The sequence below is a fragment of the Pseudomonas sp. DF5 genome, assembly GCF_058148225.1.
On the sequence record NZ_JBYVYM010000017.1, the window covers coordinates 1 to 13,176 of the forward strand.

Sequence of the window (13,176 nt, forward strand, 5' to 3'; positions counted from 1 at the left end):
CCCTGTAGGAGCTGTCGAGTGCAACGAGGCTGCGATCTCTTGATCTTTACGCCCGAGCGAGCGCCAATAGTTTCTCCCGCCATGCCGCTTTAGCCGGCAGCGCCAGGAAGAACTCGTTCAGCAACGATTCTCGCGCCGGATAACAAAACGGCGCGCCGCTCAAGTCCAGTACCTCACCGCCCGCGCCTTCCAGAACACCTTGAGCCGCGGCAGTGTCCCACTGCGAAGTCGGCGCCAATCGCGGATAACAATCCGCCGCCCCTTCCGCCAGCAGGCAAAACTTCAGCGAGCTGCCGATATTCGCCAGCTGCAGCTCACCCAGACTGTTGCTCAAACCCGCGAGCAATCGCTCCTGCTCAGGGCTTGAATGCCGACGACTGGCGACCACCGTGAAGGCTTCACCCGCAGCTGGCACTTCGCGAACCTGGATCGGCAACGGCTCGGCGCCTTTATCGCCACGCCAGGCGCCCAACCCGGCACCGCCGACATAAAAACGCCCGTTAGTCGGCATCGACACCACGCCGAACACCACACGCCCCTGCTCAATCAGTGCGATGTTGACGGTGAACTCTTCACTGCCGGAGATGAACTCCTTGGTCCCATCCAGCGGGTCAACCAGCCACCAACGCTGCCAACCGGCGCGCACACTCCGGGGGATGTTGGCATCCTCTTCGGACAGCACCGGAATACTCGGATCCAGCGCCGTCAGCCCGGCCAAAATCACATGGTGAGCGGCCATGTCGGCAGCCGTGACCGGGGAATCATCGGACTTTGCCGTCACGGCAACGTTGACGCGCCAGAACGGCAGGATCGCCTCGCCAGCCTTCAATGCCAGCTCAACCACCGGTGCCATCAACGGATGGGGAAAGTTCATGTGCATCTCACTCATAATTGAAAAATACCGCGCTGGATCAACAAATCACGAGCCAGATACAGCGCCGCCAAGGCACGGCCCTCGGTGAATCGCGGGTTCTGCGCCAATGCCGACAATTCCCGCAGGTTGATCTTGTCCATCCCCATCGGCTCGGGCTCGTCACCCTCCAAACGCTCTTCGTACAAATCGGTGGCCAGTACCACCTGGATCTTCTGGCTCATATAGCCGGGGGACAACGACAACTCGGTCAGATGCTCCAGTTGCCGTGCGCCATACCCGGCCTCTTCCTTGAGCTCCCGCTCGGCCGCCGCCAGCACGTCTTCGCCCGGCTCGATCAAGCCTTTAGGCAGGGACAATTCGTAGGCATCGGTGCCACCGCAGTATTCCTCCACCAGCACTGCATGGTCCGCGTCGAGCATCGCCACGATCATCACCGCGCCATAACCGGCACCCTTGCTGACCAGACGCTCGTAAGTGCGCTCCACACCGTTGGAAAAGCGCAACTTCAGCTCTTCGACACAGAACAATCGGCTGGTGGCGACGATCTCGCGGGCGAGTACGGTGGGTTTCTGGCGCATAGACGGCTCCTTGGCGTGAACGCGTTACTATACCCGGCCTATCCTGATTGTTTACCTCGGATATCTTTATTACCGCTGGAGAAGTTTTTTATGTCCCTGCTGCCCTGGCGCGACATCGATACCGTTCTGCTGGATATGGACGGCACGCTGCTGGACCTGCACTACGACAACCATTTCTGGCTGGAACACCTGCCTAAGCGTTATGCCGAGTTGCACGGGGTGAGCCTGGCCATGGCGGAGCTGGAATTGCAGCCACTGTTCGAGCGTCATGCCGGTCAGTTGCAGTGGTATTGCCTGGACTTCTGGAGTGCCGAACTGAAGCTGTCGGTGCGCGAGTTGAAACTGGAAACCGCGCATCTGATCACTCTGCGTCCGGATGCGGACACTTTTCTGGCGGCGATCAAACAAGCCGGCAAGCGCGTGGTGCTGATCACCAACGCCCACCGCGACTCGTTGTCATTGAAGCTGGAACGAGTCGAACTGGCACCGTATTTCGAGCGCTTGATCAGCTCTCACGATTACGGCTTCGCCAAGGAAGACCCGCAGTTCTGGGATGCTCTGCAGGCCGATATCCGCTTCGACCCGGCACGCAGTCTGTTCATCGACGACACCCTGCCGATCCTGCGCAGCGCACGCAATTTTGGGGTAGCGCATTTGCTGGCCGTGAGCGAGCCGGACAGTCGAAAAGGGCCGAAGGACACGGCAGAGTTTGCTGCGGTGGGGGATTATAGAGAGTTGATTGCAGGGCTCTAGACCGAGTCGCCTGCATCGCGGGCAAGCCACGCTCCCACAGTATCCGTGTCGTTCGCATCCTTCGTGATCGACACAATTGCTGTGGGAGCGGGCTTGCCCGCGAAAGCAATCTCAGCCTTATTCAGGAATCCGCAACACCTGCCCCGGATAGATTTTGTCCGGGTGCGAAAGCATCGGCTTGTTGGCCTCGAAGATTTTGTTGTACTTGTTCGCGTCGCCGTATACCGCCTTGGAAATCGCGCTGAGGGTGTCGCCCTTTTTAACGGTGACGAACTGCGCTGCCTTGGCAACCGGCCCCGTTACGGTGATCTGGTCATCAACGCTGCCAACACCGGCAATATTGCCCACGGCCAGCAGAATCTTTTCCTTCTCTTCCTGGCTTGCCACTTCGCCGGTGACGATGACTTTGTCGCCATCGATGGTCGCCTGAACATTCGGGTTACCCAAGCCGACCTTGCTGATGTGTGCCTTCAGCTGCTCGCTGGCGTTGGCATTGCCGGGTGTCAGCAAATCGATAAGTTTTTCACCTGCTTCTTTCACAAAGCTAAAAACGCTCATTGTGCACGCTCCTTGGGGTTTCGGTTCCAGACGCCCAAGACTAGACCAGCCTTGCGAAGACCGGTTCCCAGCCGACCAATGACCCCAACCCCGCGCAGGCGGTAGAATCGCAAACCTTGCCGACGCCCTGGAGCGAAGATGGACATCAAGCAGCTGAAATTCCTCATCGCTCTCGACGAAACCCGACACTTCGGCCAGGCTGCCGCGCGCTGCCACATCACCCAGCCAACCTTGTCCATGCGCCTGCGCAGCCTCGAGGAAGAACTCGAGCTGCCGCTGGTCAATCGCGGCCAACGCTTCGAAGGTTTCACCGCGCCGGGCGAGCGCGTACTGGCATGGGCGCGTACGGTGCTGGCGGCCTATGACGGTTTGCAGGCCGAAGCGGCGGCCTGCCGCGGCAACCTCGTGGGTACGTTGCGTCTGGGGGTGGTGCCGTTGTCGAGTTTCGATCCGGTGCCGCTGATGCAGCGCCTGCACGCCGAACACCCGAACCTGCGCTTCGAACTCTCCTCCCTGAGTTCCGAACAGATCCTCGAACAATTGGCGAGTAACCGTCTCGACCTCGGTGTCTCTTACCTGGAGCATCTGGATGGCGAGCGCTTCGACTCCCTGGCCTTCAGCGAAACCCGCATGGGCCTGCTCTACGATCAACGCTTCTTCAGTTTTGGTGAGGCGCCGCTGAGCTGGGAGTCGCTGATCGAACTGCCCATGGGCATGCTCACCAGCGGCATGCATTTTCGCCAGTCCATCGACCATAACTTCCACAGCCGTGGCCTGACCCCACAGCCGTTGCTGCAAACCGATGCGGTCCAGCAATTGTTACAAGCGGTACACGGTGGCCTGTGCTGCGCGGTGATGCCACTGAACGGTGGCCTCGAAAACCTCACCGATCACTTGCGTCTGCAACCCATCGAAAGCGCCCAGACCCTCGCCCGGCTGGGGCTGATCATGCGTCGCAGCGCTCCGCGTTCGGCCTTGGCAGAAGCCTGTTTTGCGATCTATCAGAAATCACTGGCAGACTCTTGATCGACGCCATCTATCGGTAGATCAGTAATAGCGATTAGACGCGACATGTTGACGCGCCTAGGCTTAAAGCTGACCAAACCGTCGGTGATACCTAATGAACGCCAAGCGCCCCGGCTGCGCGGCGCCTGCTCTCGAAACGCCCGCGCCCGCCGCAAGCCAGACATACAGTTACTGCAACCTTGAATACTCCGAGTCGTCCAGCACCGCGTTGGCTGAAGAAGTCGCGCTGGCGATCGCCTACAACGGCATCAGCCAGGCGGTCATGTTGGTGACGCCGACGGATCTTGAAGACTTCATCGTCGGCTTCAGCCTCGGCAGCGGCATCATCGAAGACGCTTCAGACATCTATGACCTGCAACTCAGTGGCACGGGCTCGGCGCAATACGCGCAAGTGACCATCGCCAACCGCGCCTTCTGGAACCTCAAGCAGCAGCGCCGCCAACTGGCTGGAACCAGCGGTTGCGGGCTCTGTGGCGTGGAAGCGGTGGAGCAAGCGCTGCCCGATCTCAAGGTGCTGCCCGGTGCGCCGCTGCCCCCGGCCGAATGGCTGGACGGCCTGCGCCATCGCATCGGTGAATTCCAGCCTTTGGGCCAGCATTGCGGCGCGGTGCATGCGGCGGTGTTCATGAACGGTAAAGGCGAATTGCTGCTGGGCCGTGAAGACATCGGTCGGCACAACGCCCTCGATAAGCTGATCGGTGGGTTGATCCGCCAGAAGATTCCGACCACCGATGGTCTGGCGATTGTCACCAGCCGTTGCAGCCTCGAATTGATCCAGAAAGTTTTACGCGCCGGCATCCAGACCCTGGTCAGCCTGTCGTCGCCCACGGGTCTTGCCGTGCAATGGGCCCGTCGACACAACCTCAATCTCATCCACCTGCCGCAGAAAAGTGCGCCGCGGGTCTACAGCCCCGCGACGGAGAAACAAGCGTGAGCCAACACCAACAAGCCGACCAGAAACCCGTTCCACGTTACAAGCCCTATAAGGGCGCGGCCGGTGGCTGGGGCGCGCTGGCCAGCGTTGCCCGGGCCTGGTTGACCAGCGACAACGCGTTGAAGAATCTGCGCATGATGCTCAAGACCAACAAGAACGGCGGGTTCGACTGCCCCGGTTGCGCCTGGGGCGATTCTAAGGAAGCCGGCATGGTGGCGTTCTGCGAGAACGGCGCCAAAGCAGTGAACTGGGAAGCGACCAAACGGCGTGTCGATGGCGCGTTTTTCGCCAAGCACAGCGTTAGCTCGTTGCTGGAACAAAGTGATTATTGGCTCGAGTACCAGGGCCGTCTGACCGAGCCGCTGAGCTACGACGCCGAAACCGATCGTTACAAACCAATCAGCTGGGAAGCCGCCTTCGCCCTGATCGGCAAACACCTGCAAGGGCTGTCGAGTCCGAATCAGGCCGAGTTCTACACCTCGGGCCGTGCCAGCAACGAAGCGGCGTTCCTCTATCAATTGTTCGTGCGCGCCTATGGCACCAACAATTTCCCCGACTGCTCGAACATGTGCCACGAAGCCAGCGGTGTGGCATTGGCCCAAAGCGTCGGAGTCGGCAAAGGCACCGTGACCTTCGACGATTTCGAACATGCAGATGCAATTTTTGTCTGGGGCCAAAACCCTGGCACCAACCACCCGCGGATGCTCGAGCCACTGCGCGAAGCGGTGAAACGCGGTGCGCAGGTGGTGTGCATCAACCCGCTGAAAGAGCGTGGCCTGGAACGCTTCCAGCACCCGCAACACCCGATCGAAATGCTCACCAACGGCGACAAGCCGACCAACACCGCGTACTTCCGTCCGGCATTGGGCGGCGACATGGCAATCATGCGCGGCATGGCCAAGTTTCTGCTGCAATGGGAGCGCGATGCGCAGAAGGCGGGTGAGCCTGCGGTGTTCGACCACGACTTCCTCAATGAACACAGCGTCAACGTTCTGGAATACCTCGGCATCGTCGACGACACCCCGTGGGAGCAGATCGTCGAGCAATCCGGCCTGACCCTGGTGGAAATCGAGCAAGCGGCGCGCATGTACGCCAAAGGCAAGAACGTGATCATGTGCTGGGCCATGGGCATCACCCAGCATCGCCATTCGGTGCCGACCATCCAGGAAATCGCCAACCTGATGCTGCTGCGCGGCAACATCGGCCGGCCGGGCGCTGGTCTGTGCCCGGTGCGTGGCCACAGTAACGTGCAGGGCGACCGGACGATGGGCATCAACGAACGTCCGCCGACGGCGTTCCTCGACTCTCTGGAACGGCGCTTTCAGTTCAAGGTTCCGCGCGAAAACGGCCACAATGTGGTCGAGGCGATTCACGCCATGGCCGAAGGCCGTTCGAAAGTTTTCATCGGCCTGGGCGGCAACTTCGCCCAAGCCACCCCGGACAGCCCACGGACCTTCCAGGCTCTGAGCAACTGCGACCTGACCGTGCAGATCAGCACCAAGCTCAACCGCAGCCATTTGGCCCACGGTAAAGACGCGCTGATACTGCCATGCCTGGGCCGTACCGATATCGATATCCAGACTGAAGGCGCCCAAGCGGTGACCGTGGAAGACTCCTTCAGCATGGTCCACGCCTCCAACGGTCAGTTGCAGCCGTTGTCGAACCTGATGCGCTCGGAGCCTGCAATCATCGCCGGTATCGCCGCCGCGACTTTGGGCAACAAACCGGTGGACTGGAACTGGCTGGTAGCCGATTACAGCCGTATCCGCGACCTGATCGCCGACACCATCCCGGGCTTTCGGGACTTCAACGAGAAGGTCCAGAACCCCGGCGGTTTCTACCTGGGCAGCAGTGCCGGCGCACGTCGCTGGAACACCCCATCGGGTCGGGCCAATTTTCGTCCGAACATCCTGCCCAAAGACCTGGTGCACGAACGCACCCGCGCCACCGGCGTACTGCCGGACCTGATCATGCAGTCGATGCGCTCCCACGATCAGTACAACACCACCATTTACGGTCTTGATGACCGCTATCGCGGGGTGAAAGGTCAGCGGGACGTGCTGTTCGTCAATGAAGCCGACATCATTCGCCTGGGCTTCAAACCGGGGCAGAAGGCTGACATCGTATCGATCTGGGATGATGGTCGCGAGCGGCGGGTGAAGGGCTTTACCCTGCTGGCGTTTGATATTCCTGCCGGGCAAGCGGCTGCGTACTATCCGGAAGTGAACCCGCTGGTGCCGTTGGAAAGCACTGGGGATGGCAGCCATACGCCGACGTCGAAGTTTGTGGCGATCCGGCTGGAGGCGGCGAGTGAAACCGGGTTGATCATGGCCAAGTCAGCTTGACGGCCCACTCAACAAATTTTTCCGATCCGTACTTTCCAATCGCCCACAAAAAAGGCCGTTTTCATATGAAAACGGCCTTTGAGAAGTAGCTAAAGACCGGCGAAAAACACTTAAGTTCCGCCCAAAAAACAGCAACTTATAGAAATGTGCTCAAGTCGTGTTACTCGTCGGATTTCTATTGTCACAACCACGACACAGCCTCAGGATCGCGCCGTCATCCCCTTGAGGTTCCTCTATGAAGTTCTCCTCGATTCTCTTGTTGTCCCTTGGCCTGGTCAGTGGCTTCGCGTCTGCTGGCGGCACCACCGAAGCAGGTGTGGGCGGCGCATTGGGCGGGGTTCTTGGCTCGGTCGTCGGTCAATCGCTAGGCGGCAGTACAGGTTCAACCATTGGCGCGGCCCTGGGCGGCGCGGGTGGTAGCGCAGTTGGCGCAGACAGACACAGCCGTGGCGAAGCCGCCATTGGCGGTGCGTTGGGCGCAGCTGGCGGTAACGTGGTTGGCCGCAGCATGGGCGGCACCACCGGTAGCCTGATCGGCTCCGCAGCAGGCGGCGGCCTCGGTGGCGCGCTGGGTAATCACATGGGCAACAGTAGCAATGACGACGATGATCGTCGTTCCTATCGTCGTGGTTATGACGATGATGATCGTCGCTACTACCGTGGTCATCCGGGTCGCGGTCATGCTTACGGGCATCGCAAGCATCATCGCTATCACGATGACGACTGAGGCTTGAATCGCCTCGGTTATCGAAATATCAGAAAATCGCAGCCCTCGGGCTGCGATTTTTTTTGCCCTCAGATCGCCAGTCGCTCCAATGCCCCACGCAATCCGGCAGGTATCGCCACCGGCTGGTTCGACAGCCGATCCACGAATACATGCACGAAGCGCCCTGCCGCGCAGGCCTCATCTTCTCCAGCCTTGAACACCGCCAGTTCGTACTGCACCGAACTGTTGCCCAACTTGCCGACCCGCAGGCCAATCTCGATCCGATCCGGGAAAGCGATAGACGCGAAGTAATCGCAGGCCGAACTCACCACAAAACCCACCACCTCACCGTCATGGATATCCAGACCGCCGACTTCGATCAGGTAGGTGTTCACCGCCGTATCGAAAAAACTGTAGTAGGTGACGTTGTTGACATGACCGTAGGCGTCATTGTCGTGCCAGCGGGTGGTGATTAGCTGGAAATGGGGGTAGTCGGTGCGTTGGGGCATCGGGTTGGACATCAGCGTTTGTTCCTGGGGTTGGATGGCTAGTTTAAGGTGAAACCGCGTCGTACCCCTCGCGAGCAGGCGCCAAATAAATCACATGTCGGCAAACCCTCTGCCTTGCGCCGACAACTCCCCAATCAACCGCGCCGGCGCCCAGTGATCGCCCTGTTTGGTCTCAAGCTGCAACAACCGCAGATGAATATCGTCCAGCCCTTGCTGATCCGCCCAGGCCATCGGCCCGCCCTTGTCCGCCGGGAAACCATAACCGTTGAGGTACACCAGATCGATGTCATGCGCCGAAGCCGCAATGCCTTCCTGAAGGATCTTCGCCCCTTCATTGACCAGTGCCAGCAAGCTGCGCTCAAGAATCTCCTCTGGCCCTATCTCACGCCGCTGAAACCCCAGCCCTTCGCTGACTTCCAGTACCAGCGCATCGACTTCCACATCGTGCTCAGCCTGACGACTGCCCGGTTCGTAATGGTAATACCCATCGCCGCTCTTCTGACCGAAACGCCCCAACTCGCACAGGCGATTGTCCACCTGAACCTCCGGCGCATCCTGGCCTTTGCCAGCCAGCTCCCGCGCGCGCCACTCCAGGTCAATGCCGACCACGTCGTACATGCGGAACGGGCCCATGGCGAAACCAAAACCTTGCAGCGCCGCATCCACCTGATAAGGCAATGCCCCCTCCAGCAACATCTTGCGCGCTTCGAGCACGTACGGATGCAGCATGCGGTTGCCGATGAAACCGTGACAGTTGCCCGAGACCACGCTGACCTTGCCCATGCGCTGGCCCAGCGTCAGGGTTGCATCAAGCACCGCCGGCGCCGTCAGGGCACCGCGCACGATCTCCAGCAACTTCATGATGTGCGCCGGGCTGAAGAAGTGCAGGCCCAGAACCTGTTGCGGGCGGCGAGTGGCGGCGGCAATGGCGTCGATGTCCAGCGCCGAGGTATTGCTGGCCAGTATTGCTTCAGGCTTGAGCAGGCCGTCGAGCTCGCGAAAGATTTTCTGCTTCAGCTCGAGGTTTTCGTAGACCGCTTCGATAACCAGATCAACATCGCGAATCGCCGCGTAATCGGCAGCCGCCGTTACCCGTGCAATGCGCGCATCCGCCTCAGCCTGATCGAGCCGCCCCTGACGCACGTTGTGGGCGTAAGTGTCAGCCACGCTGGCCAACGCCTGCTCAAGCATCTGCGGATTGTTATCGACCCACTGCACCGGCACCCCGGCATTGGCCAGGCACATGACAATGCCACGGCCCATGGTGCCCGCGCCAATCACGGCGGCGCGCTGAATATCGAACGATGTCTGGCTCATGGTTGTTGTTCTCTTATTGGCGATCCAAAGACAGTCCTCACCATAGTCAGCCGATGGGTGTTTTTGAAGTCTATTCCCGTGATGGGCGACATTCAGCGAATGGATGCGTCCCGATCCCGCGGGTTAGAGGTTCGCCTCAGCCCACGTCCGGACCTCGGCATACGGATAATCTTCCAGCACCGCAAACCCAGGAATCGACCGCGCCTTGAGCTTGGTAAACAACGGCACGCTGATCCCGCACAAAAACCGCGTCACGCGCTCCGCCGATGGAGCACTTCCCGTGTGCTGCTGGTGCCTGTGGATAAAATCACCGCACAGCGCCTCGAAATTTTTATCCACAAGCGCCGGCAATTCCGGTGGTTCGGGTAACCGCGCTACGTGGCCGTGACACACCGAACAATGCCCGCATCGCCGTGGCGCGTTTTCGTCGCCGAAGTACTCGGCCAGGCGATATCCCAGGCAGTGGTCGGTGGCGAACAGATCCAGCATGGCGTGAATCCGCGAAATCTCGGTGCGTTCGTGCTGGGTGAAGTAGGTGTGCAATTCAGCGCTCAAGGCCTGGGAATCGAAGTCGGCTTGCAGCAGGCTATAGACCTCCGTCATCTGCTTGCTTTCAAGCTCCACCCAGCCCTTTTCCTGGAAGTAATCCAGCGCCTTGACCACTCGACTGCGCTCGGCGGAATGCTGCTGATACAGTGCGTCGAAATTCACCGTGGCCCAGGTCCGTGCGCGACTGGAAGTCTGGATGATCGCCGAGACGAAGTCCCTGCGCTCACCCTCGAAACGGGCCAGCAACGCTTCCGGCTCCTGCAAATACTTGAAGCGGTATTCCGCGTAATAGGCATAGCGCGGAGCGATCAGCCCACGCAACTCCAGCTGTACCAGCAAGGTCTTGAGCGGTAACTGGCGAATGTTGCTCTGATCGGCCAAAGGCCCCAGCAGAAACTCCCACTGCCCCTCGGGCGCAGCGGCTTGCAACTCGTCGAGCACACAGCGAATGCCGTCCCGCTCCGGTGTGTCGCCGTAGACGAAATTCTCCAGCACGTTAAGGCTGTCGCGGTTGGCCAGCACCAGGCAATCGGACGGCTGCCCGTCACGCCCGGCACGGCCGATTTCCTGGCTGTAGTTTTCGATGGATTTGGGCAGGTCGAAATGCACCACGTTGCGGATATCACTTTTGTCGATGCCCATGCCGAAGGCGATGGTGGCGACGATGCAATTGGACTGCCCGCCCATGAACCGGCGCTGAATCGCTTCCCGTTGCTCGTGGGGCAAACCGGCGTGATAGGCCTGCGCCTGTATGCCGTTGCGCGCCAGATGTTCGGCGATGTGCTCAGCGGTTTTTTGCAGAGTGACGTAGACAATGCTGGGCTGGCCGGGACGCTGGCTCATCCACTCGACCAGGCGGCGGCGCTTGTCCTGGCCACGCACCGGTTCCACCAATAGATTGAGGTTGGGCCGGTAGAAACCGGTGGTCACCACATCCTCAGGCGCAATGGCGAACCGGGCCTGCATGTCGGCGATCACCTTGGGTGTCGCGGTGGCGGTCAGCAGCAGCGCCTGAGGGATGTTGAACTGGCGCTGATAGTCCGGCAGCTTGAGGTAGTCGGGGCGGAAGTTGTGACCCCACTCGGAGATGCAGTGGGCCTCATCCACCACCAACAGCGAGATCGGTACCTGCTGCAGAAAATGGCGGAAGCGCTCGTTTTTCAGGCGCTCCACGGAAATCATCAGAATCTTCAATTCGCCGGACTTTGCCCGGGCCATCACATCGCTGGCGTCATCGCGACTCTGGGCCGAATCAATACTGCCCGCCGCAATCCCATGGCGCTGCAAGAACGCTAACTGATCCTGCATCAACGCCAGCAGAGGCGAAACCACCAGCGTCAGGTGCGGCAGCAGGATGGCCGGTAACTGATAGCACAGGGATTTGCCCGATCCGGTAGGGAAAATCGCCGCTGCCGAGCGACCGTCCAACACCGCGCTGACCGCCGCCTCCTGGCCGGGCCGAAACTGTGGATAACCGAAAACCTGTTCCAGGGTGTTGTGCATAAGCTGTCACTCCGTTGACCGCTGCGAAGCCCAAAGCCTAGCCGGCGAACGCAGCGAGTCGAGAAAAGGTCGGGGGCAAAAACGATACGGGATGATACAGCGTCAACCCATCGATTCCTTCGCCACAGATTGAAACAAACGAGGCACTTTGCCCCCTGACATCAGCCCCCTGTCAGCCGGTAAGGTACACCCCGAGAAAAACCATTATCCGCGAAGTTTTCATCAAGGCAGGACGCCTGTACGCGGATCCTTACAAAGGAGCAATCATGTCTAATACTCTGTTTTTTCCAATCGCCCTTGTCTTTGCATCCCTGCTGCTGAGCGGGTGCATGAAGTTCCCTGACGAACCCCCTCTCCTCGCTACGCACACAACTCTGGGCGTCGCCTCACAGACTTAATCATCGATTGACTGACGTCGGGTGGCTACGGCATCAACACCGCCACCCGCAACTGCTCATCCAGCGCTTGTTCATGAAACACCCGGCTCTTGCTCGCCCACGCCGCATAAGCCGGGCTTATTTCGCCCGTAAACGCCGCCGCCAGCTGACGCAAATCGGCGACCCTGCGCACACGAGGACAGAAGAGTTGGTCCTCGCAGTTCTGACTGGCACTGCGATAGGTGATCAGCAACCGATCCCACAACCCGTCACGCACTTGCCTGACCGACTTGAGCTTCACAGCCCGCACGCCCAGTCGCTGTTTCAGCCCCTGTTCATCCAACGCTTCGCTGGCCAGCAATGCCTTGCCCACCATTAACACCTCGGCGCGAGATGCGGTGTCGATGTCCGCTTGGGTGGTCAGCGCACCCGGCCAACCGGTTCGCTCCATGTTGGCCAGGACGAGCGAATGACCGACGTCAGCAGCACCCGCTACCCGACAAACACCGGCCCACAACAATAAAATCGAGGCCACACGCAGCCACTGCATACCTAATTCCCTTTAAGAGTCGACTCAGACGCTTCGAAACGTCCTACACATTCTGGCGTGCACCCTCCAGAGGCTGGATGCGTTAAGCCTGACAATCCCGTAGGAATATCGACCACCAAGGGAAAAGCTTAAAAAATAGTCGAGGGATGCGTAGGCAAAGGGCGATAACACCGGTAAACCCCCTACAAAACCTGTCCACTTGCACCACCTTGCGACGCCTCGCTGTGGCCCTCTATAGTTTTCGACGCGGCTGAAAACACTGTGTCGGCCCGCCGGAGCGACTTCGTACAGGACACGCCTCAACCATGAACACGTTCAACCCGTTGACCAACCGCTATCGCCCACTCAAGACCAGCTGCAGCGACACCTCGGTGCTGGTCATCGACACCGATGCCAGCCATGGCGACCTGCTCGATGCCGCCCAACAACGCCTGCGTGCGGCCAGCGATCTGCTGGAAACACTTTACTGTTTATGTTTCAAACAGGCCGATGTGAAAGACATCCCCAACATCGTTAATGCGCTTTATTTATTAACACAAGACGGCTGCGAATTACTTTAAGTCGCAAAACAACAAATACATCCGACCTGAAAAAAAC

13 protein-coding genes are annotated in these 13,176 nt (G+C 59.6%); 6 read left to right on the forward strand and 7 right to left on the reverse strand.

The genetic code is table 11. The features are described from left to right. Window positions 1–46: 46 nt before the first annotated feature. Entirely contained in the window at window positions 47–880 is an 834-nt protein-coding gene (gene cysQ, locus AC30D7_RS16740; protein ID WP_490134874.1) for a 3'(2'),5'-bisphosphate nucleotidase CysQ, read from the reverse strand. Between the two features lie 5 nt (window positions 881–885). Then, window positions 886–1,452: an ADP compounds hydrolase NudE gene (nudE, locus tag AC30D7_RS16745; RefSeq protein ID WP_490134802.1), complete on the reverse strand. Its 567-nt coding sequence runs from the start codon at window positions 1,450–1,452 to the stop codon at window positions 886–888. A gap of 90 nt (window positions 1,453–1,542) precedes the next feature. Here nudE and yrfG point away from each other — a divergent pair, with 90 nt between their 5' ends. After that, entirely contained in the window at window positions 1,543–2,205 is a 663-nt protein-coding gene (yrfG, locus tag AC30D7_RS16750) for a GMP/IMP nucleotidase (RefSeq protein WP_490134803.1), read from the forward strand. Between the two features lie 117 nt (window positions 2,206–2,322). On the opposite strand, the gene lysM is transcribed toward yrfG, so the two are convergent. Next, window positions 2,323–2,763: a peptidoglycan-binding protein LysM gene (lysM, locus tag AC30D7_RS16755; protein WP_490134804.1), complete on the reverse strand. Its 441-nt coding sequence runs from the start codon at window positions 2,761–2,763 to the stop codon at window positions 2,323–2,325. A 138-nt stretch (window positions 2,764–2,901) separates the two neighbouring features. On the opposite strand from lysM, the gene AC30D7_RS16760 reads away from it, so the two are divergent. The 4 genes from AC30D7_RS16760 to AC30D7_RS16775 all read left to right on the forward strand — a co-directional run bounded on the left by AC30D7_RS16760 (window position 2,902) and on the right by AC30D7_RS16775 (window position 7,795). Beyond that, entirely contained in the window at window positions 2,902–3,789 is an 888-nt protein-coding gene (locus AC30D7_RS16760) for a LysR family transcriptional regulator (RefSeq protein ID WP_490134805.1), read from the forward strand. Window positions 3,790–3,883: 94 nt separating this feature from the next. Next, entirely contained in the window at window positions 3,884–4,723 is an 840-nt protein-coding gene (fdhD, locus tag AC30D7_RS16765; RefSeq protein WP_007939519.1) for a formate dehydrogenase accessory sulfurtransferase FdhD, read from the forward strand. Next, window positions 4,720–7,068, forward strand: coding sequence for an FdhF/YdeP family oxidoreductase (locus AC30D7_RS16770; protein WP_490134806.1), 2,349 nt, complete (start codon window positions 4,720–4,722; stop codon window positions 7,066–7,068). The genes fdhD and AC30D7_RS16770 overlap by 4 nt, the downstream gene beginning before the upstream one ends. A gap of 235 nt (window positions 7,069–7,303) precedes the next feature. Next, window positions 7,304–7,795 carry a glycine zipper domain-containing protein gene (locus AC30D7_RS16775; RefSeq protein WP_490134807.1) on the forward strand — a complete coding sequence of 164 codons (492 nt, stop codon included), beginning with the start codon at window positions 7,304–7,306 and terminating at the stop codon, window positions 7,793–7,795. 68 nt (window positions 7,796–7,863) lie between these two features. On the opposite strand, the gene AC30D7_RS16780 is transcribed toward AC30D7_RS16775, so the two are convergent. The 4 genes from AC30D7_RS16780 to AC30D7_RS16795 form a co-directional block, all read right to left on the reverse strand. Next, window positions 7,864–8,295: an acyl-CoA thioesterase gene (locus tag AC30D7_RS16780; protein ID WP_490134808.1), complete on the reverse strand. Its 432-nt coding sequence runs from the start codon at window positions 8,293–8,295 to the stop codon at window positions 7,864–7,866. Between the two features lie 78 nt (window positions 8,296–8,373). Then, window positions 8,374–9,600, reverse strand: coding sequence for a 3-hydroxyacyl-CoA dehydrogenase (locus AC30D7_RS16785; RefSeq protein WP_490134809.1), 1,227 nt, complete (start codon window positions 9,598–9,600; stop codon window positions 8,374–8,376). Window positions 9,601–9,723: 123 nt separating this feature from the next. Then, window positions 9,724–11,652 carry a RecQ family ATP-dependent DNA helicase gene (locus AC30D7_RS16790; protein ID WP_490134810.1) on the reverse strand — a complete coding sequence of 643 codons (1,929 nt, stop codon included), beginning with the start codon at window positions 11,650–11,652 and terminating at the stop codon, window positions 9,724–9,726. 423 nt (window positions 11,653–12,075) lie between these two features. Next, the gene (locus AC30D7_RS16795; protein WP_490134811.1) at window positions 12,076–12,579 is read right to left on the reverse strand and encodes a polysaccharide deacetylase; all 504 of its coding nucleotides are present in this window, start codon (window positions 12,577–12,579) and stop codon (window positions 12,076–12,078) included. 305 nt (window positions 12,580–12,884) lie between these two features. Between AC30D7_RS16795 and AC30D7_RS16800 the strand changes: the two genes are divergently transcribed. Next, window positions 12,885–13,139, forward strand: coding sequence for a hypothetical protein (locus AC30D7_RS16800; protein WP_490134812.1), 255 nt, complete (start codon window positions 12,885–12,887; stop codon window positions 13,137–13,139). The last annotated feature ends 37 nt before the right edge of the window (window positions 13,140–13,176 follow it).